General features: G+C 37.6%; 16 protein-coding genes and 1 pseudogene. 16 read left to right on the forward strand and 1 reads right to left on the reverse strand.

Annotation, left to right across the window (positions count from 1 at the left end; translation table 11 throughout):
- Positions 1-52: 52 nt before the first annotated feature.
- The 15 genes from pstC to ACFIME_RS01150 all read left to right on the forward strand — a co-directional run bounded on the left by pstC (position 53) and on the right by ACFIME_RS01150 (position 17,757).
- A complete protein-coding gene (pstC, locus tag ACFIME_RS01085) occupies positions 53-1,513 on the forward strand; it encodes a phosphate ABC transporter permease subunit PstC (protein ID WP_375684363.1) in 1,461 nt (486 codons plus the stop codon).
- Positions 1,510-2,799, forward strand: coding sequence for a phosphate ABC transporter permease PstA (pstA, locus tag ACFIME_RS01090; RefSeq protein WP_375634578.1), 1,290 nt, complete (start codon positions 1,510-1,512; stop codon positions 2,797-2,799). The genes pstC and pstA overlap by 4 nt, the downstream gene beginning before the upstream one ends.
- Positions 2,800-2,850: 51 nt before the next feature.
- On the forward strand, positions 2,851-3,609 hold the full coding sequence (pstB, locus tag ACFIME_RS01095; RefSeq protein ID WP_375611792.1) for a phosphate ABC transporter ATP-binding protein PstB: 759 nt from the start codon (positions 2,851-2,853) through the stop codon (positions 3,607-3,609).
- Between the two features lie 21 nt (positions 3,610-3,630).
- A complete protein-coding gene (gene phoU, locus ACFIME_RS01100; RefSeq protein WP_375634004.1) occupies positions 3,631-4,353 on the forward strand; it encodes a phosphate signaling complex protein PhoU in 723 nt (240 codons plus the stop codon).
- 547 nt (positions 4,354-4,900) lie between these two features.
- Positions 4,901-5,734, forward strand: a complete 834-nt coding sequence (locus ACFIME_RS01105; protein ID WP_375634006.1) for a cell wall hydrolase — start codon at positions 4,901-4,903, stop codon at positions 5,732-5,734.
- Positions 5,735-5,911: 177 nt separating this feature from the next.
- Complete coding sequence (locus tag ACFIME_RS01110; protein ID WP_375634007.1) at positions 5,912-7,159, forward strand: aminopeptidase; 1,248 nt, start codon at positions 5,912-5,914, stop codon at positions 7,157-7,159.
- A 273-nt stretch (positions 7,160-7,432) separates the two neighbouring features.
- The gene (gene mutM, locus ACFIME_RS01115; protein WP_375618020.1) at positions 7,433-8,308 is read left to right on the forward strand and encodes a bifunctional DNA-formamidopyrimidine glycosylase/DNA-(apurinic or apyrimidinic site) lyase; all 876 of its coding nucleotides are present in this window, start codon (positions 7,433-7,435) and stop codon (positions 8,306-8,308) included.
- Positions 8,309-8,392: 84 nt separating this feature from the next.
- On the forward strand, positions 8,393-9,787 hold the full coding sequence (locus ACFIME_RS01120) for a M20/M25/M40 family metallo-hydrolase (RefSeq protein WP_375611787.1): 1,395 nt from the start codon (positions 8,393-8,395) through the stop codon (positions 9,785-9,787).
- On the forward strand, positions 9,780-10,400 hold the full coding sequence (locus tag ACFIME_RS01125; RefSeq protein WP_375618019.1) for a ribonuclease D: 621 nt from the start codon (positions 9,780-9,782) through the stop codon (positions 10,398-10,400). The genes ACFIME_RS01120 and ACFIME_RS01125 overlap by 8 nt, the downstream gene beginning before the upstream one ends.
- 1,419 nt (positions 10,401-11,819) lie before the next feature.
- Positions 11,820-12,149 carry a hypothetical protein gene (locus ACFIME_RS01130; RefSeq protein WP_375683195.1) on the forward strand — a complete coding sequence of 110 codons (330 nt, stop codon included), beginning with the start codon at positions 11,820-11,822 and terminating at the stop codon, positions 12,147-12,149.
- Between the two features lie 1,362 nt (positions 12,150-13,511).
- Positions 13,512-14,345, forward strand: a complete 834-nt coding sequence (locus ACFIME_RS01135; protein ID WP_375655151.1) for an outer membrane protein — start codon at positions 13,512-13,514, stop codon at positions 14,343-14,345.
- A 334-nt stretch (positions 14,346-14,679) separates the two neighbouring features.
- On the forward strand, positions 14,680-15,513 hold the full coding sequence (locus ACFIME_RS01140; protein ID WP_375655152.1) for a porin: 834 nt from the start codon (positions 14,680-14,682) through the stop codon (positions 15,511-15,513).
- 583 nt (positions 15,514-16,096) lie between these two features.
- On the forward strand, positions 16,097-16,477 hold the full coding sequence (locus ACFIME_RS09870) for a hypothetical protein (protein ID WP_404977441.1): 381 nt from the start codon (positions 16,097-16,099) through the stop codon (positions 16,475-16,477).
- An 84-nt stretch (positions 16,478-16,561) separates the two neighbouring features.
- Complete coding sequence (locus ACFIME_RS09875) at positions 16,562-16,693, forward strand: hypothetical protein (RefSeq protein ID WP_375676710.1); 132 nt, start codon at positions 16,562-16,564, stop codon at positions 16,691-16,693.
- A gap of 182 nt (positions 16,694-16,875) precedes the next feature.
- Positions 16,876-17,757 carry an outer membrane protein gene (locus ACFIME_RS01150; RefSeq protein WP_375684364.1) on the forward strand — a complete coding sequence of 294 codons (882 nt, stop codon included), beginning with the start codon at positions 16,876-16,878 and terminating at the stop codon, positions 17,755-17,757.
- 408 nt (positions 17,758-18,165) lie between these two features.
- Here the strand turns inward: ACFIME_RS01150 and ACFIME_RS01155 are convergent, their stop codons facing one another.
- Positions 18,166-18,390 (reverse strand): hypothetical protein, encoded by a 225-nt coding sequence (locus tag ACFIME_RS01155; protein WP_375618013.1) that lies wholly within the window; start codon positions 18,388-18,390, stop codon positions 18,166-18,168.
- Positions 18,391-18,396: 6 nt separating this feature from the next.
- Between ACFIME_RS01155 and ACFIME_RS01160 the strand changes: the two are divergent.
- A pseudogene (locus ACFIME_RS01160) lies at positions 18,397-19,500 on the forward strand (hemagglutinin repeat-containing protein); the annotation flags it as partial.

Genomic DNA, 19,500 nt, shown 5'->3' on the forward strand with positions numbered 1-19,500 from the left:
TTCTGAGATAGGAAATTTGGGTGCTATTTTTTTATAAAAACTGAAAGATAAAATGCGCATTTCCTTCATTGTTTTGCTATTATTGATTTTTGGATTTTGTGGCTTTTGTATTTCTTATATGCGAGCACGCATTCTTGAATACAGACAACATAAAATGCATTCTCGTGCGTATTATTATGGCTGGTGGACATTTTTGATTACTGTTATTCCAGCTTTTATTTTTGTAATTGTTTGGGATGCTGGGAGTACAATTTATTTAGAATATAATGCTTCTCGAGAGCTGGGGGCGTATAGTGCGCATGTAACAGAGCTTGTAAATCACGATCTACTTTGGGAGACACTTCGAAGTCTCGTCAAAAAGATTCATCGTTTTGAGGGGAATCTTTCTACCGCTTCCTATAAGGAAGTGCAGGCACAATTACTCGCGAAGGGATTGATTTTACCCGATGAAGCATCAGATGATGTGTTCAAAATAGCACAGTCGTGGGTATTTTCTTCTGAAAAGCTTAAATTTATAGGTTATGTTTTCCTTTTTGCTATTGCGTCCTTTGGTTTTATCTGTGGAATGATGCAAATTGCGCCTCATCAACGTGCGCGTAATAAGGTTGAATCTTTTATTATTATTGGATTGATTTGTGCATCTATTGTTGCAGTCTTGACAACAATAGCCATTGCGCTTTCTATGCTTTTTCAGACAGTGAGCTTTTTTCAGTCTGTATCCTTTTCAAATTTCTTTTTAGGAACAGTTTGGGATCCGCGTTTTTCCGCGAGCGGTTCCAGCGATGAAGTAGGACAATTTGGTTTAATACCGCTTCTTGCTGGTACGCTTTATATTGCATTTGTTGCCATGCTTTTTGCTGTACCTATAGGACTATTTTCAGCTCTTTATATGGCGGAGTATGCTTCTGCGCGATTGCGAGCAATTGTAAAACCATTGTTAGAAGTTCTTGCTGGCATTCCAACGATTGTTTATGGCTTTTTTGCTTTGAAGGTTGTGGGACCATTTTTACGTGATCTTTCTGCTTCTCTCTCAGACGGGGTTAGTTTTATTATGGCACAAAGTGTTTTGACCGCTGGAGTTGTGATGGGAATTATGTTGATACCTTTTGTTTCCTCTTTATCGGATGATGTTATTACGGCTGTTCCACGCATTTTACGTGAAGGTTCTTATGGTTTAGGCGCAACGCAATCTGAAACAATTAAAAAAGTTGTTATACCAGCAGCGCTTCCAGGGATTATGGGGGCCATTTTGTTGACGGCATCGCGTGCAATTGGAGAAACAATGATTGTGGTTTTGGCGGCAGGTGTTGCAGCAAACTTAACACTCAATCCTTTTGAAGCAATGACTACGATGACTGTTAAGATTGTTAATCAATTGACCGGTGATTTTGAGTTTAATTCTCCACAAACTCTGGTGGCTTTTGCCTTAGGGATGACGCTCTTTGTTATGACACTTTTGATGAATATTCTAGCTCTTTATATTGTGCGTAAATATCGGGAACAATATGAATGAATGAAGATTTTTTTCCTCGTCGCAATATTAGTCTCAATCGTCGGTATTGGGCTGAACGTCGTTTTCGTGCCTATGGTTTGATTGCCATTTTTATTGGTTTGTTTTTTTTATTTGCGCTTTTATGGTCTATCATTAGTCAGGGTTATACAGCTTTTTTTCAAAGTGAAATGACATTGTCGATTTATTTGGATGAAAAGATCATTGATCCAAGTGGTCAACGTAAAACAAAACCACAAGTGCTCATGACGGCGAATTATCCACTTCTTGTACGCAATGCTTTAGCAAAGAAACTTAATATCAATCAAAATGATCGAGCCTCTCTTCGAGACGTTAACCGTATGTTTTCGAATGGTGTCCGTGTTCAACTGCGTGAAATGGTGACAAAAAATCCAAAACTGATTGGCACAATGCAAAAAGTTAAAGTTTTGGCATCTGCGGATATTGATTCTGCTTATAAGGGACAGATTGATTTGCGTGTAGCAGAAAAAAACCGTAAAGTTTCTAATCGACAAATAGAATGGATAAAGCGTTTAGCGCATGATGGTACGCTTTATAAAACATTTAATATTGGTTTTTTTACATTTGGCGCTTCAAGTCGTCCTGAGACTGCGGGATTAGGTGTTGCGATCATTGGTTCTCTTTATATGATAGGCATCGTTTTATTAGTTTCACTTCCAATAGGTATAGCAACGGCTCTTTATTTAGAAGAATATGCACGCAAAAATAAATTTACAGATTTTATAGAGGTTAATATCAATAATCTTGCAGCTGTTCCTTCAATTGTGTTTGGTCTTTTAGGACTCTCTTTTTTTGTTAATTTTTTAGGATTACCACGTTCAGCCTCTTTTGTTGGTGGTCTTGTTTTAGCGCTCATGACTCTTCCCACGATCATTATTGCAACACGTTCTGCTCTGCGTGCTGTTCCTCTCTCTATTCGTGCAGCAGCTTTGGGGTTGGGAGCATCAAAAACACAAATGATTTTTCATCATGTTGTTCCTTTAGCTGCGCCTGGCATTTTGACAGGCACAATTATTGGAGTCGCTCAGGCTTTGGGTGAAACAGCTCCTTTGCTTTTGATTGGAATGGTTGCTTTTGTTGTTAATATTCCTACGACCCCCATGGATCCAGCAACGGCTTTGCCTGTTCAAATTTTTATGTGGGCGGGTGAAGCAGAGCGTGCTTTTGTTGAAAAGACATCAGGTGCTATTATTGTATTGATGATTTTTCTTGCGATCATGAATATTTCTGCGGTTTTTTTACGTCGACGATTTGAACGCCGCCAGTAATTTTAATAAAACAACAGCTTTGATAAGATTTTTGTAAGGTGAATTTTTGTAATGAAGATTAAAATGCGCGGTCAGGATGTGAAGGTTTCTTACGGAGATAAAGAAGCACTCCACGGTATTACACTTGATATTCCTGAACATCAAGTAACTGCTTTGATTGGTCCATCAGGATGCGGAAAGTCAACTTTTTTGCGTTGTTTTAACCGTATGAATGATACGATTGAAGGCGCTAAAACAACTGGTCTTATTACCTTAGATGGGGAGAATATTTATGACACACGGATTGATGTTGTAGAATTGCGCGCTCGTGTTGGAATGGTTTTTCAAAAGCCCAGCCCTTTTCCAAAATCTATATTTGAGAATGTTGCGTATGGTCCACGCATTCATGGTTTAGTTAAAACACGCTCTGAATTGCATGATGTCGTTGAAAAGAGTTTGAGGCAGGCAGGTTTGTTTGAAGAAGTGAAAGACCGCCTTCATGATCTTGGAACAAGTTTATCAGGGGGACAACAACAGCGTTTGTGTATTGCACGTGCTATTGCGGTTAGTCCTGAAGTTATTTTGATGGATGAGCCATGTTCAGCTCTTGATCCTATTGCGACAGCACGGATTGAAGAGCTTATCGATGCGTTACGGCAAAATTATACAATTGTTATCGTAACGCATTCCATGCAACAGGCTGCACGTGTTTCTCAATATACGGCTATGTTTCATTTAGGGCATTTGGTAGAAGTTGGTGCGACTGAAATGATCTTTACCTCACCAAAAGAGCAACGGACGCAAGATTATATTACGGGGCGTTTTGGATAGGTGAATTGAGGAGTGTAAGATATGTCTATGAAACATACTGTCCGTTCTTATGATGCAGAACTAAAATATTTAAGAGTAAGGATTACAGAAATGGGGAGCCATGCAGAAAGGATGATTGAACGTTCTGTCGCATCGGTTGTGTGTAGTGATCTTCAACTTGCAACGACAGTGATTGCCGATGATGTGTTTTTAGATGAAGCAGAACGTGACATTGATGAAAAAGCGGTTGCTATTATTTGCAAACGCCAACCAATGGCTGTCGATTTGCGTGAAATTATTGGAGCCATTCGTATTTCTTCTGATCTTGAACGGATTGGGGATATGGCAAAAAACATTGCTAAAAGGACTGTTGCACTTTCAGAAATACGTCAATCTGCTTCTGTTTATCATGGGCTTGAAACAATTACAGCTTTAGCACTCAATCAATTAAAAGAAGTCTTAAATGCTTATACGAGTCGCCTATTAGAGCGTGTTGACGCGGTGCGTGAGCGTGATGAGAAGATTGATGCTTTGTATACTTCTCTTTTTCGTGAACTTTTGACGTATATGATGGAAGATATGCGCAATATTACGGTTTGTACGCACTTACTGTTTTGTTTAAAGAATATTGAACGAATTGGTGATCATGTTACTAATATTGCTGAAATGCTGCATTATATCATAACGGGTTACCATATGTCCTCTGATCGTCCTCGCGATGACCTTACTTATAAAGTTGGGGTAGGTGAGAAGAAAATAGATTAAAATTTCTCTTATATATATAAAATCAGTTTGTAGATATATGAGTATTCTCTTATAGTGCAGCTATAGAAAGAATAAGATAACCATCTATGGAAAAGCACAAAGAAGCAACAAAGAGTTTTTTCAGAGAAGCATGGCAGATTGTTAACTCTTGGTTTGACATATTTGTATATTGGATGATGTCATCACTCGTATTGTGGCAGGAGGGGAGTTTTCTAGGGGATTTCCTTTCAGATCATTTTGTTAAAATTTTATATTAAAGGGGATATCTGTATTATTTTTTCGTATGTAGAAGAAGTGGATAGTGTTACTTTATTGTAATTGAAACGTGTGGGTTATTATAGCCTATATTGAGCCATGAAGAATAACAATATCGATCCGCAAATTAATAGTTTTTTATTTTTTATTTTGCATAGATACTTTTTGATTACCTCTTGTATTAAAATTTTACTGAGTGGTAACAATTAGCTATGTACTTTATTGAGAGATACATTTAAAGCTCATTTCAAGACTTGAATATCTCAGAGATTATAGGAATGTGTTGCATAAGATGAAAAAAAATCGTTGGAATGTTTTTGTTACCTGTTGTGTAGCGCCGTTAGTTGTTGTGGGATGTGCTTCAAGTTATTTAGATGCTGGAAAAGTAGATAATAATAAGACAAAAACGGTTACATATCCATTGACAGAGCGTCAATGTCTTATGCGAGCGATGTATTTTGAATCAAATCGCACAAGCCGTGAAGGAATGATTGCCGTTGGAACGGTTGTTATGAATCGTGTTAATTCAACCGCCTATCCTAAGACGATTTGTGGTGTTGTTGGTCAATATAGGCAATTTGCTCCTGGTGTTTTAACGCGTCCTATGACGGAGAAAGCATCTGTTGCTCGTGTAAGAGAGGCGGCTGATGCCGTTTTACGGGGTGAACGAGATAAGAAAGTTAAACACGCTAAGTTTTTTCATACCGCTGGTTTGTCTTTTCCGTATAAAAACATGCATTATGTTCAGGTTGCAGGGGGAAATGCTTTTTATGAAAAACGATCACGTGATGGAGAACTTCAAGTTCCTACAAATAATCGCCCTTATGATGTTGCTTATGCTTTTGCTCAAGAACGTTCTGGTCATGCGCCAAGCTTTATAGATGAAGGCTTAGAGAGTAGGGGAGTAAAGGCAGAGAAAAGTACATCTCCTTTGACAGAAGTAGCACAGTCCAAGACGGCACATCCTGCTCCTTTTGCTATGGTACAGCTTGATAAAGTTCCTATTCCTGCCTATGCACCTCAACATCTAGCTAGGAAAGAGGAAAATAAAACGATTATGGCTTTACCTTCATCTGATCAGTTAAATGCAATTGTTGCAATGTTAGAAAAACGACACAGGAACTAGTAAGTTTTTCATGACCAAAGAAGGATGATATACCCATTGCGGTTTATGAATTAAGTGAATTTTAGCGATAATGATACGCATAAATATACGTAGAGAAAGCGAACTCAAAGGATCTGAAAAACAATTTATAATATGACAACATAAAGAACGCATTCTATTTAAAGAAGGGTATTGGTAATGTACTTTGATATTCATGAGACAATTTCGCCTGAAATGCTTAATCGTCTTGCAGAAATTACAGTGAAAGTGGGGTTGAATTTACAAGAGGGGCAGGATCTTGTTTTAACTGCTCCAGTTTCAGCGTTACCTTTTGTTCGGCGTATTGCATATCATGCTTATAAGGTTGGTGCTGGTGTCATTACACCAATTTTTAGTGATGATATGTTATCGCTTACACGGTTTGAAAATGCCCATACAACTAGTTTTGATTGTGCCCCTTCTTGGCTTTATGAGGGAATGGCAAAGGCTTTTGAAAATGGGGCAGCGCGTTTAGCGATTGTTGGTGATAATCCTTTACTCCTTTCCAATCAGGATTTTGATAAGGTTTCACGTTTAAATAAAGCCACTTCAATAGCTTACCAGCCGGCACTCAAGCAAATATCAAATTTTGCTATGAATTGGTCGATTGTTGCTTATCCAACAGCAGGATGGGCTGAGGCAATGTTTCCTTCTTTACCACTTAATGAGGCGATTAAAAAATTAGCCGATGCAATTTTTTCTGCTTCACGTGTTACAGGAGAAGATCCGGTGCAGGCGTGGACTGTCCATAACGAGAATTTAAAGAAACGATCATCTTGGCTTAATGAGCAGCGTTTTTCTGCCTTACACTTTACAGGGCCAGGGACTGATTTAACTGTTGGTTTGGCAGATGATCATGAATGGCATGGTGGTGCATCCGTTGCTCAAAATGGTGTTATTTGCAATCCGAATATTCCGACAGAAGAAGTTTTCACGACTCCTCATGCTCATAAGGTTGAAGGTTTCGTTCGCTCAACAAAGCCCCTTTCCTATCAAGGAACTCTGGTTGATAATATTGAAGTACGTTTTGAAGCAGGGCGTATTGTTGAGGCTCGTGCATCAACAGGCCAAGAAGTTTTACAGCAGGTTTTGCAAAGTGATGAGGGTGCAAGCCGGTTGGGCGAAGTTGCCCTTGTGCCCCATTCTTCACCAATTTCTAAAAGTGGCCTCCTTTTTTATAATACCTTATTTGATGAAAATGCTGCATGTCATATTGCTTTAGGGCAGTGTTATTCCAAATGCTTTTTAGATGGGGCATCATTGACGTCAGAAGAGATTGCAGCACGTGGTGGGAATAAAAGTGTCATTCATATTGACTGGATGATTGGTTCTGGTGAAATTGACATAGATGGCATTACCCAAGATGGTGTAAGAGTTCCTGTATTTCGTAAGGGTGAATGGGCTTAATTTTGTTACCATAAAACACGGTCATTTGAGGTGGGGTGGGATGTAAGCCTCATTGATACGTTAAGTATTTTAGAGTGTGTGGTATATATTCAAGGCAGGGTTTGGCCATAAAGCCTTTAGTTAAATGACTCACATGAGTAGGAATCCAAGTAAAATCCACTCATCAAGAATTTGTTTAGTAGATGTAGAGGAAGTCTTCGTTCTTTGAGGGGTGGGAAGAAGTCAATTTATCAGAGATACGATTGGAAAGTGTATAATTATTAAAGAAGAGTAATGCCTGAGCTTCCTGAAGTAGAGACAGTTCGTCGTGGACTTGAGTCCGTTGTAACTGATGCAAAGATAGTATCTGTCAAACTTAATCGTAGAGATTTGCGCTTTCCTTTTCCTGAGGCTTTTTCTGAGCGCCTTATTGGCAGAACAATTATAGAACTTGGCCGGCGTGCGAAATATTTATTATTTCATCTTTCTCAGGATGAAACGATTTTAAGCCATTTAGGAATGTCTGGTTCATGGCGTATAGAGAATGATTTTTTAAGAAAAGCTTGTTCAGCGTCAAGTAAATTAGTTAAACATGATCATTTTGTCATGGAGATTCAGACAAAGAATGGTGACGTTTATCGTCTTATTTATAATGATGTGCGTCGCTTTGGGTTTATGCTTTTAGTCGATACGGATAAGCTTTATGAACATCCACTTTTAAATAAGCTAGGTCTTGAACCTATGAGTAATTCGTTTTCTGGTCGTTATTTACAAAAGGCTTTTGTTAATAAAAAAATGTCTCTCAAGGGTGTTTTACTTGATCAGTCTATTGTTGCAGGTCTTGGGAATATTTATGTTTGCGAAGCACTTTGGCGGAGTCGTTTGTCTCCACAACGTGGTGCATTTACATTGGCATCAAAAACGGCACGTGCACGTGAATTTGCAGATTCTTTAGCACAAAATATATGCAATGTGATTTCTGAAGCCATTTTGTCTGGTGGCTCTTCTTTACGTGATTATATGCATATAGATGGTTCGCTTGGTTATTTTCAGCATACTTTTTCAGTTTATGGACGAGAAGGCAAGCAATGTTTGGAATGTGGAGCGCCTATTATGCGCATTTTACAGGCTGGACGTTCAAGTTTTTACTGCTCACAATGTCAAAAATGAATAAGGTGTCTTGCAAAATCTTACAAGAGGCTTAAAGTCATCGCATCTATAATATAATTACACAAGGCTTGAAAGGTTTTTTTTATGCTGAATAAAGTACTAACACATCTTGATGGAAATATAGAGAAGAGCCTTGAACGCCTTTTTTCTCTTTTACGTTTTCAATCGATTTCTACAGACTCGGCTTACAAGGATGCATGTCGTAAAGCAGCTGATTGGTTAGTAGAGGATTTAAAAAGCATCGGTTTTGAGGCTTCACGCCGTGATACGCCGGGGCATCCAATGGTTGTTGGGCATCATCCAGGACCTTCAGATGATTGTTTGCATGTGTTGTTTTACGGACATTATGATGTTCAACCTGTTGATCCATTGAGTTTATGGGAGGATGATCCATTTACACCTTCTTTAAAAGAGAGAGATGGAGAGAAAGTTATTTGTGCTCGTGGAGCTTCAGATGACAAAGGTCAGTTGATGACTTTTATTGAAGCATGTCGTGCATTTAAGAAAGAAACAGGGCAGCTTCCTATTAAAGTTACTGTTTTATTTGAGGGAGAAGAAGAATGTGCTTCTCCTTCCCTTATTCCTTTTTTAAAAGCAAATACAGATGAACTTAAGGCAGATTATGCATTAGTTTGTGACACGTCAATGTGGGATGCGGATACACCATCTATTGCTCTTTCTCTTCGGGGAATTATGGCAGAAGAGATTATTATCACAGCAGCGAATCGTGATTTGCATTCTGGTTATTTTGGAGGAGTAGCAGCTAACCCCATTCGTATTTTAACGAAAATCTTAGCAGGACTTCACGATGAAAATAATAGGGCAACACTTCCTGGTTTTTATGATGGCGTAGAAGAAACACCTCCACAGATTTTACAATCATGGAATGCACTTAATTGTACTGCTGAAAATTTTCTTGGTCCTATAGGACTTTCCGTTCCAGCTGGTGAAAAAGGGCGGAGCATTTTAGAGCTTGTATGGGCACGTCCTACCATGGAAATTAATGGTATTAGTGGCGGCTATGAAGGGGAAGGGATGAAAACAGTTATTGCTTCTCAAGCGAGTGCAAAAGTATCGTGTCGTTTGGTGCATAAGCAAGATCCAGAGAAAATACGCCAAGCGTTGCGTGATTATGTACGTAGCTCAATTCCTGCTGATTGTAAGGTTGAATTTAAGAATCACGGTTCTTCTCCGGCACTTCAGATTTCTGATGATTCATCTTTTATCAAGGAGGCGAAGGATGCCTTATCACAAGAGTGGGAAGTGCCTGCTGTCTTGACAGCCATGGGGGGCTCGATCCCAATTGTAGCAGATTTTCGGTCAATTCTTGGTATGGAAACTCTTTTGGTTGGTTTTGGACTGGCTGATGACCGTATTCATTCTCCTAATGAAAAGTATAATTTAAAATCGTTTCATAAGGGGCAGCGGTCTTGGGCGCGTATTCTTGCTGCTTTAGCAAGTAGGAGGGTAAATGGCTGAGATTCGCGTTCATCAAGGTGATTTACCAAACTTAGATAATTATCAAACTGATGCTGTTGCGATTGATACTGAAACTTTAGGATTACAACCCCATCGTGATCGTTTATGCGTTGTTCAGCTTTCTTCTGGAGATGGTACTGCTGATATTATACAGATTGCTAAAGGACAAAAGAATGCACCTAATTTGGTCAAGCTTCTTGAAGATAAAGCAGTCGTAAAAATATTCCATTTTGGGCGTTTTGATCTTGCTATTTTAGCACATACATTTGGTGTTATGCCAGAGGCTATTTTTTGTACAAAGATTGCTTCGAAACTCACGCGCACTTATACGGATCGTCATGGCTTGAAAGAAATTTGTAATGAATTGCTGAATGTGAATATTTCTAAACAGCAACAATCTTCGGATTGGGCGGCAGAAACGTTATCACAGGCACAAATTGAATATGCTGCGTCGGATGTGTTATATTTGCATCGTTTAAAGGTTATATTTGAAGAACGTTTAAGACGTGAAGAGCGAGAAAATGTTGCCAAGGCATGCTTTCAATTTTTGCCTATGAGAGCTAGGCTTGATCTTTTAGGATGGGCGGAAGTTGATATTTTTGCGCATAGCTAACTTTAAAATTGGCTTTTAAATGGAGTTAATTATTGATGTGAGAGGACAAAATGCTTGTACATTATGGGCATTTTATCCTCTCATCTTTTCTGATAAGAATTATAATAAATTCTTAAGTGCTATTTCATTTGAAGTTTAGGCAATAAAGGTACTTTTGCGAATTCATATTTTTTATTTTTGTAACAGCTTTTATTTGAAACAAAGCAATTTTGAGGAGAGGCTGGAAACATACGGTAGGTTGGAAGACTTAAATCTCTGAAACCGGTATACAGCCTAATTGGGGGAGAATATGAATGTGTAAATGTAAAAAACCAATCTCATCTTTACCATCATTTTTAATTCTACTTTACGACTTTCAAAAGTATTTAAAGCAATGTCTGTTAAATAATAGAGATTACGCATTGCCTCATGCTTTTTTAATGGATTTACGTTCTTCATGTAAAACAGAACGCCCTAAACGGAATATATTTGTGTTGCTAATTCATGTACTTTTTGTAAAGAAACCGACACCCAAGTTCATTTTACGGCGGTGCTCATAAAAGATATAACGATAAAGCCTCCAATACCAATATAAAATCTATTGAACACTACCATCTTACGCTTATAGAGTTAACAAGCCGCTACTATCACACATTTTGCCAACACCCAATTTTGCGACAACCCTTGGCACTGGAGACATTTCATAAAAGGCATTTTTAGTCCTTTATTGTACAGTTTCACTCCACATAGGCTTCCCCACTTGTAATGTACAAACAAATGGTTTTGGTTGATTCAACATGAGGAAGATTTGGAATGAAAGGGTTTTATGGTATTCGGAGTTCTAATTTAATATGGATAACGCTATATTATCATTATAAATCAATATATTATATGATTAATATATAAAGATAACCACGATTATACTGAACAATGCAAAGAACGACACCTAGAAAGTGACCTAGAAACAAGTTAGCAAGGAATATGCTTTTACCAAGTTAAAATGTTATAGTAACTTTTGCGTTTAAATGACTTTATAAGATAAAACTCCTTTTTTCAAGAGTCTTATCCATATATCAACCTCATTTATGACATGTAAGCGAATAATTTTTCTTAATGTATAATGAGCGAATTTAAAATAAGATAATCTTATGATACTGAGAGCGCTCATTCAATAGGGGGATTTATAAATCAATATGTTGATATGACATTTGTGTAGTTTATTCTCCCCAGACGATATTTTGTGCTTTTATGCATTGCCAAACAAGTGATTTCTATGTTTGTAAAGTAGTGCAATTTGCATTTATTTTAAAATTAAAATGCTTCAAAGCCTTGTTTTTTGAGGATTCTCACTTTTTATCTATAAACATGCTATTTTTTCTGGAAATTTGCAATGAAGACACTAGATAAATCCATTATGGATATTTATACGAGGTTAAATTTATGAACATAAAATATTTTATTACGGCTTTTGCTACGTTTGCTTCAATCTCTGTAGCTCAGGGTGCTTCTTTCTTGTCTTCTCAAAAGTTAATAGAGGGTATACCTTCTCTTGTTCCTCCTAGAGATCTTTTTTCTAGTGAACAGTTGAGCAAGATCTTCTCTGAAGTTGTTCAAATGGAACTTTCTTGCACGCATAACAACCAATGCATAACAGCAGCTGAGTTAGTACCTGTATCATATTCTGGTAAAAAAAGATTTCAAAAGCCTAAAAAAGGATTAAGGAAAGGAAGACGACCAGATTTATTTAGACGAAGTCCAATGAGTTATTAAAAAGTAAGAAAACAACATCAAGAGGTCTAACGTATGATCGGGAATTGAAGAGAGGAGATATTTTTTATCATTTGAAAAGTGGAGGAGCAGTTGTTCGCAAAGGGTATTATAATTGTGTACGGAGGGGGTGAAGAGTACTATTTGGAAAAGATATGGGGAGGTGGATTTCGGTGTAAGAATACTCTGTATAATGGCAATCGCTCGTTACAAAATTCATGGGTTTGGATAAATATAACCTCCCGATTTTGGGTTACGCTGTTATACTGTAAATACTGTCATTTAAGCGTGACTATACAGCGCATATAAAACTCCTTGATAAGTGTTTTTAGAGTAGGGCTTGTCCAGAGAGCCTTTAGTTAAGTGAATCACATAAGTAAGGAGTTAAGAAAAATCCTCTTGACAAGAAACTAAGCTGTTTGCAGAGAGGATCTGAGAGGATACTTCATCAAAATCGAGTGAAGCAACAAAAATGTTAAACTTTTGATCTTTGATGGTATGCTTCGACTACAGAATTTATAAAATATTCATTTGTCTATGATTCAAAATATCAGATATTTTTTCTGCCAAATTCATGATTTTTAAAGCAAGGTGTGGTGTGAAAACTTTAAGAAAGATTTCTCGTTTTTTCAGCTTTAAGGAGATTTCTATATAAGTTTTAATGTTTATTATACCGGTTGTCTGTCTTTAGGTATTTTTTTCAATTTAGTCTTGTAAAGGAGTATGAAATGATATCCTACAAATAAGGCTGAAGCTCTGAAAAGATTTACTATAAGGTTGAGAGAAGAAAAAAATGGTAAGTATGTCAAAAAGGCATAAATGCCTAAATTAAAAACAAAGAGCAAGTGTAATGAAATTGCATGTAATCTTGTTGCAGTCCATGGGGTAGTGGAGATCTTGTTTTATGCGGTATAAGCATTCTTTACAATGAAGAAAAAACAATCAAAGAGCTATTCACACACTTGCTCGTTTGTGAGGTGCAGGGGGGATGGTTTTGGTTTCTTTAATATAAAAAGGCTTAAGATAAGAACATCTTCAATATTGCAGACGAATTAATATAAAAGATATTTTTTCATTATAAATCAATATATTATATTTTCATTCCAATAGCACACGCTTTACACGGAGGGTATTGTGACGCAGTTTTTTTTACAAAATTTATAAAGGAGAGCAAATGTGAGAAAAAGAGATCATTTGTGCATGGGCATAGTTTTATTCTCATTTATTACAGATCAAGCAATTAAGGGTACTTTGATTGGCTTTTTGTTTTTTTTATAAGTGTATCATTTTTGCTACAGATATCTGAAGATGGGGCTCTATATGAAATGGTGTGTTCAAATAAATATTCAGCTATGGAGAGAAAATATGAATATGAAATGGTTAATAACAGCTTCTGCTTTCGCTTTTGTTTCAGCTTCAGCAGCACAAGCAGCAGATGTTATTGTTCCCCCAAGTCCAACACCTGTTGCTCCCGTTATTGTTGCTCCAACTTTTTCTTGGACAGGTTTTTATGTTGGGGGCCAGATTGGTGGTTTTTCGGGTAAAACGAAAATGGATATTCTCAGTAATGGAAAAAAGATTCCAGTGCCTGATGACCTTTTGCCTAAACTATCTGGTTTCATGGGTGGTCTTTATGCAGGTTCCAACGTTGATCTTGGTAATGGCCTTATTCTAGGTGTTGATACAGATATCATGTGGTCTAATAAAGATGATACGAAGACAGGAAACACATATGTTATTGCTCCAAATCACATAAATTATATTAAGAAGATATTAACAGAATCTGGAATTAATATTGGTAAAGATGCGCTTGAAGCTGGTGCTAAACGAACCCACAGTTTCACGTTTAAAGAAAAGTGGGCTGGTGCGACACGTGTACGTATTGGTTTTGCAGCTGAACGCATTATGCCTTATGTTGCTGGTGGTATCGCCTATACGCAGCTTCAAGATACTGCATCGATTTCAATAACAGGCAAAGATTCAGATAAAGTAATAGCTTCTGGTACCTTGTCTGATGAAACAAAGACCCTTGTTGGTTACACTCTGGGTGCTGGTGTTGATTTAGCAATGACCAATAACGTTATTGTCCGTGCGGAATATCGTTACTCTGATTTTGGTAAAAAGAAATTCTCAAATGATAAATATGAGACATCTTACAAAACCAATGATTTCCGAGTTGGTGTTGCTTACAAATTTTAACAGATGATAAGTTAAATAACAGAGGCGCCGTCTTTAACAGCGCCTCTGTTATTTTCTGTTGCCATATTATCACACAATACATAATTTATTGTGGATATGAAAAGATATTATTCAGGTTTTCTTAAAAAAATCATAGACAATAAACAAGAATTACATTTAAAAATCAATAAGTTATATATATATATATCTTTAGGTTTTTCGTACAAAATCAAGCTATGAAGCGATTTTGTCTGGGATGTGCCCTCCATTTTCTGTGACTGTATCATTTTTACTACAGCTTTTCTTTCTGTAATCTTGTAGCACTGTGCTCATAAATAAATTAGGAGCAAAGTTTATGAATATAAAATCTTTAGTAACAACTTCTGTTATCGCTATAGCAGCAGCTTCTGCAGCACAAGCTGCTGATGTTATCATCCCTCGTGAAACAGCCCCAGCAGTTATCTCAGCCCCTTCATTTTCTTGGACAGGCTTTTATATCGGTGGTCAAGTTGGTAACTTTTCAGGTAAAGTTGATGTAGTTGATTCAGAAACAAAAAAGAAAATTACAGATAAAGACTGGACACCTAAGCCTTCCGGTTTTATGGGTGGTATTTATGTAGGTTCTAACGTAGATCTTGGAAATGGCCTCATTCTAGGTGTTGAAACCGATGCAGTCTGGGCTGACCGCGAAGATTCAAAAGCGCATTCAGCAGTCATTGGGGAAGCAGGCCTTGACAGTTTCAAAGATAAGCTTACAGTAGCGAAAGCTACATTTGTTTCAGGAAAAAGTATTGATAATGTCACGAAGGATGACAAACGTATAGATAGCACCTCTATAAAAGAAAAATGGTCTGGTGCAACACGCGTTCGTGTTGGTTTTGCAGCCGTTGATCGCATTATGCCTTATGTTGCTGGTGGTATTGCTTATACGCAGCTGCAAGTGGTTGATTCTCTTAAGGCAGCGACAGCTGATGGTGCCGAAATTGCTTCTGCTAAAGTGTTTGATGAAACGAAAACGATGGTTGGTTTCACTGTAGGTGGTGGTATTGATTTTGCAATGACAGACAATGTTCTATTGCGTGCAGAATATCGTTACTCAGACTATGGTAAAAAAGCATTTGTAAAGGACGGGGATAAATTAGCATACAAAACCAATGATTTCCGTGTAGGTGTTGCTTACAAATTCTAATTTCGTCAACAACGAAATAAACTTCCAAGAGGCTCTGTCAAAGACAGGGCCTCTATTCTTTTCTGTTGTTATATTATCACATACCCTATATTTATTAGGGGAGTAAAAGATATTATTTAGATTTTCTTAAAAAGATTTTTATAAATGACAGATAACAATTATGCCATAGAATCAATAATTTACACATACTTGTAACTTACAATTTCTTATGAAAATTCTTATGAAACGTGAAGTTATGAAATGACTTTATCTTGCGTCAGCTTTCGTTTCCTATGATTGTATCATTTTACTACAGCGTTTTTTTTGTAGTCGTATAATACTGTGCTCGTAAATAAATGAGGAGCAAAGTTTACGAATATAAAATCTTTAGTAACAACTTTTGTTATCGCTATGACTACAGCTTCTGCGGCACAAGCTGCTGATATTGTCATTCCTCGTAAAACAGCTCCAACAGTTATCACAGCTCTTTCGTGTTCTTAGACAGGTTTTTATCTTGGTAGTTAAGTTGGCAACTTTTTAAGTCAAAGTTTATGTATTTGATTTTGAGACAAAAGAAAAAACTTTAGATAAAGATGCACTACCTATGCCTTCCGGTTTCATCGGTGGTATTTATTTAGGTTCCAACGTAGATCTTGGAAATGTTCTCATTCTAGGTGTTGAAACCGATGCAGTCTGGGCAGACCGAGGAGAGACGAAGACGGTCTCAAAGATTCTTGTGATTGATGATTTTAATGATAAATTTAAAGATGCTGGTGTCACATTGGATGAAAATGAAAAGTTTCAAAAGGGTGACACAGCAGTGTATCGCATTGGTTTCAAAGAAAATGGTCTGGTGCAACACGGGTTCGTGTTGGTTTTTCTGTCGCTGACAGCATTATGCCTTATGTGGCTGGTGGTATTGCTTATGCGCAAATACAAGGTGTTGGTAAAGTTTCAGGAACAAAAAAGTTGGGAAAATGGGTAAGCCAAGTAAAGAGTTTCTGCTACAGTATTTGATAAAACAAAAACGATGGAGGGTTTTATCCTTGGTGGTGGTATAGATTTCGCGATGACAGATCATATTCTGCTTCGTGCGGAATACTGTTACTTAGACTTTGCTAAGAAGGAATTTAAAAAGGATTATCTTAAACTAGTCTACAAAAGCAATGACTTTCGTGTAAGTATCGCTTACAAGTTCTAATTTCATCAAAAGTGCAATTATGAATAAAAAGTATTAATAAAAAATTAAATTTCCAAAAGATATTGACTTTTAAAAAACCGCTGTTTTCTGGGGTTTTATTTGTATGATTGTGATATTTTTACTACAGCTTTTCTATCTGTAATCTTGTAAGGTCGTTTGATAGTTAATTTAGGAGCAAAATTATGAATACAAAATCTTTAATAGCAACTTCTATTGCCGCTTTAATTTCAGCTTCTGCAGCACAAGCTGCTGATATTATCATCCCTCGTGAAACAGCCCCAGCAGTTATCGCAGCAGCCCCTTCATTTTCTTGGACAGGCTTTTATCTTGGTGGTCAAGTTGGTAACTTTTCGAGTAAAACTAAAGTAACTATTCCAGGAGAAGATAAAGAACTTTTCAAAAAAGATAACACACCTAGTCCTTCTGGTTTCATGGGTGGGATTTATGCCGGATCTAACGTAGACCTCGGAAATGGTCTCATTCTCGGTGTTGAAACTGATGCAGTTTGGGCGGACCGTGAAGAATCAAAAACAGCCCGTGAATTGACTCTTACTGAAAAAAATGCAGCAGATTTTAATGCTGCCCTTGAAAAAGCTAAGGTTGAATTAAAAGGTCAGCAACAGTTTGAAAAAGGCGACAAGGTAACGGAAAAGCACAGTTACAAAGAAAAATGGTCTGGTGCTACACGCGTTCGTATCGGTTTTGCTGCTGTTGACCGTATTATGCCTTATATTGCTGGTGGTATTGCCTATGCGCAGGTACAGGGCATTCAGTCAGTTGCAGGAAAAGGAGAGAGAGCTAAAGTTGAGCAGAATGCTAATGTGGTGGAAAACCCACCAGTTAAGCAAAATGTAGATTTGACTGGTGGTACTTGGGCTGATGACACGAAGACAATGGTTGGTTTCACTATTGGTGGTGGAGTTGACTTTGCAATGACAGACAACGTTCTTTTACGTGCAGAATACCGTTACTCCGATTTTGGTAAAAAGAAATTCGCCAACGATACACGTGAATTTAATTACAAAACCAATGACTTCCGTGTAGGTGTCGCTTACAAATTCTAATTTCGTAAAAATAAAATTATCAGCACAAAAAATACTAAGGCCTCGTTTAACGGGGCCTTTATTTTATTAGCTCTCTATTTTATCTCTCTTAATCCCTTCATTTTTAGTGGTATCATTTTGTATTATAAGGCTTAAAAAAGTTTTATATTATAAAAGGCGAATTAGTAGTATGCATCGATTTTATAACTACTTATTACATAAAATCTTATATTACGGCTATCATTTTACGCTTAAGTGAAAAGTATTTAATTAATCTCAGAAATAGGACAAGATCATAATCAGTGATGAACTTTAGTTTACTTTTATATGCCAGATTAGAGCGAGCGTATTGCGTATATCTGTTGGAGTAAGTTCTGAAACGGGAATACAGCCTCATTGGAGAAGAATATAAAGTTACAAAAAGAAAAACTAGTTTCCAACTTTATCATCTTCTTTTAATTTAGCTTTACGGTTTTCAAAAGCATTTAGAGTAATGTCTTTTAAATAATGAAAATGAAGATGATGCATTGTCTTACATTTTTGTTTATTGCATTTTTTAATGGGATCATACTCCTCATGCAAAACAGAACGCCCTAAACGGAATACACTTGTTGTTGTGTATTCACACATTTGTTTTAAAAAAATATTTTTCAAAGTACATCAAGCCCACTTCTCTCTGGACAAGATTTGAATATTCTAGGCTCTGATGTTCAAGCAACGGATAATCTTTCCTTACAAGCTGAGAGGAATGTTTCGATTGATGCCACACGCAACAGTACCAATAGTCATCGCGGGGATCAAACCTTTCATGTCGCCGTGCACAATGGCTCTCATTTAAGTTCTGGAAAAGAGACCACTGTTCTATCGGGTGGCGATATCCATATTGCTGCTTCCGATATAGATGCCAAGGGCAATGTTGGTCTTGGTGCCCAAGGGGAAATAGCGATAGGGGTAAGAAACGATGAGATGGAGTATCATCTTCAGGGCAAAAACACGAAAGTGGATATGCAAGCCTCTCATGCGGTTGGCTCTTCGATAAAATCGGGAGGTGATACCACTGTCATTGCAGGGCAGGATGGCAAACCGCATGATCTTAGCATCACAGGTAGTTCCATTGCGGCTGATGGCAAGGTAGGGCTGAAAGCCAGCAACGATGTCCTGATCAATAATGCAGAGGATAGCTTACATTATGAGATGTCATAACATAAAGACGGTGGAGCATTCAGTAGCAGCAAATCTGAGCATAACAAGATGGATGTGAGCCAAGTTGTGGGGTCAAGCATAACAGGGGGTGAAGGCATTGCCATTGATTCCGGAAACAACATGGAAGTTGTCGCCTCGACGCTCGTAGCCGGTAAGGCAGAGGAAACGTCAGGAGAGAAAGCACTGGGAGATCAAAAACAAGCGGATATTACCATTCACTCTGGGGGAAAGATTACTATCAAAGGCGCCCAAGAACACTTGGACCAGCAAGCACAATCGTCATCAAGTGGCTTTTTGCATGAGAAATCGTCCGATACATCTCAATCGCATACCACAACGGTCTCCTCTATCCTTGGGGCGACGGGAAACATCGTGTTAGACGCACAAGGAGAAGCCAAGATTTCTGCTTCTCATCTGCTTTCCGGTCAAGATATCAATGTGACAGCAGAAAATGTGACGATTGATGGCATGACAGATCATCATAAAAGCCATTCAGAGGAGCATGAAACAGGTTTTGGTGTGGGATCAGGTAAGGGCTTTGTGTCGATATACGGGAGTGAG

The organism is Bartonella sp. AP1QHHD (assembly GCF_042196265.1).
Taxonomy (GTDB): domain Bacteria; phylum Pseudomonadota; class Alphaproteobacteria; order Rhizobiales; family Rhizobiaceae; genus Bartonella.

Excerpts from the sequence above, each read along its gene's own strand:
- pstC (WP_375684363.1), top strand. The coding sequence starts at position 53 with ATGCGCATTTCCTTCATTGTTTTGCTATTATTGATTTTTGGATTTTGT.
- pstA (WP_375634578.1), top strand. The coding sequence starts at position 1,510 with ATGAATGAAGATTTTTTTCCTCGTCGCAATATTAGTCTCAATCGTCGG.
- pstB (WP_375611792.1), top strand. The coding sequence starts at position 2,851 with ATGAAGATTAAAATGCGCGGTCAGGATGTGAAGGTTTCTTACGGAGAT.
- phoU (WP_375634004.1), top strand. The coding sequence starts at position 3,631 with ATGTCTATGAAACATACTGTCCGTTCTTATGATGCAGAACTAAAATAT.
- ACFIME_RS01105 (WP_375634006.1), top strand. The coding sequence starts at position 4,901 with ATGAAAAAAAATCGTTGGAATGTTTTTGTTACCTGTTGTGTAGCGCCG.
- ACFIME_RS01110 (WP_375634007.1), top strand. The coding sequence starts at position 5,912 with ATGTACTTTGATATTCATGAGACAATTTCGCCTGAAATGCTTAATCGT.
- mutM (WP_375618020.1), top strand. The coding sequence starts at position 7,433 with ATGCCTGAGCTTCCTGAAGTAGAGACAGTTCGTCGTGGACTTGAGTCC.
- ACFIME_RS01120 (WP_375611787.1), top strand. The coding sequence starts at position 8,393 with ATGCTGAATAAAGTACTAACACATCTTGATGGAAATATAGAGAAGAGC.
- ACFIME_RS01125 (WP_375618019.1), top strand. The coding sequence starts at position 9,780 with ATGGCTGAGATTCGCGTTCATCAAGGTGATTTACCAAACTTAGATAAT.
- ACFIME_RS01130 (WP_375683195.1), top strand. The coding sequence starts at position 11,820 with ATGAACATAAAATATTTTATTACGGCTTTTGCTACGTTTGCTTCAATC.
- ACFIME_RS01135 (WP_375655151.1), top strand. The coding sequence starts at position 13,512 with ATGAATATGAAATGGTTAATAACAGCTTCTGCTTTCGCTTTTGTTTCA.
- ACFIME_RS01140 (WP_375655152.1), top strand. The coding sequence starts at position 14,680 with ATGAATATAAAATCTTTAGTAACAACTTCTGTTATCGCTATAGCAGCA.
- ACFIME_RS09870 (WP_404977441.1), top strand. The coding sequence starts at position 16,097 with ATGCCTTCCGGTTTCATCGGTGGTATTTATTTAGGTTCCAACGTAGAT.
- ACFIME_RS09875 (WP_375676710.1), top strand. The coding sequence starts at position 16,562 with ATGACAGATCATATTCTGCTTCGTGCGGAATACTGTTACTTAGACTTT.
- ACFIME_RS01150 (WP_375684364.1), top strand. The coding sequence starts at position 16,876 with ATGAATACAAAATCTTTAATAGCAACTTCTATTGCCGCTTTAATTTCA.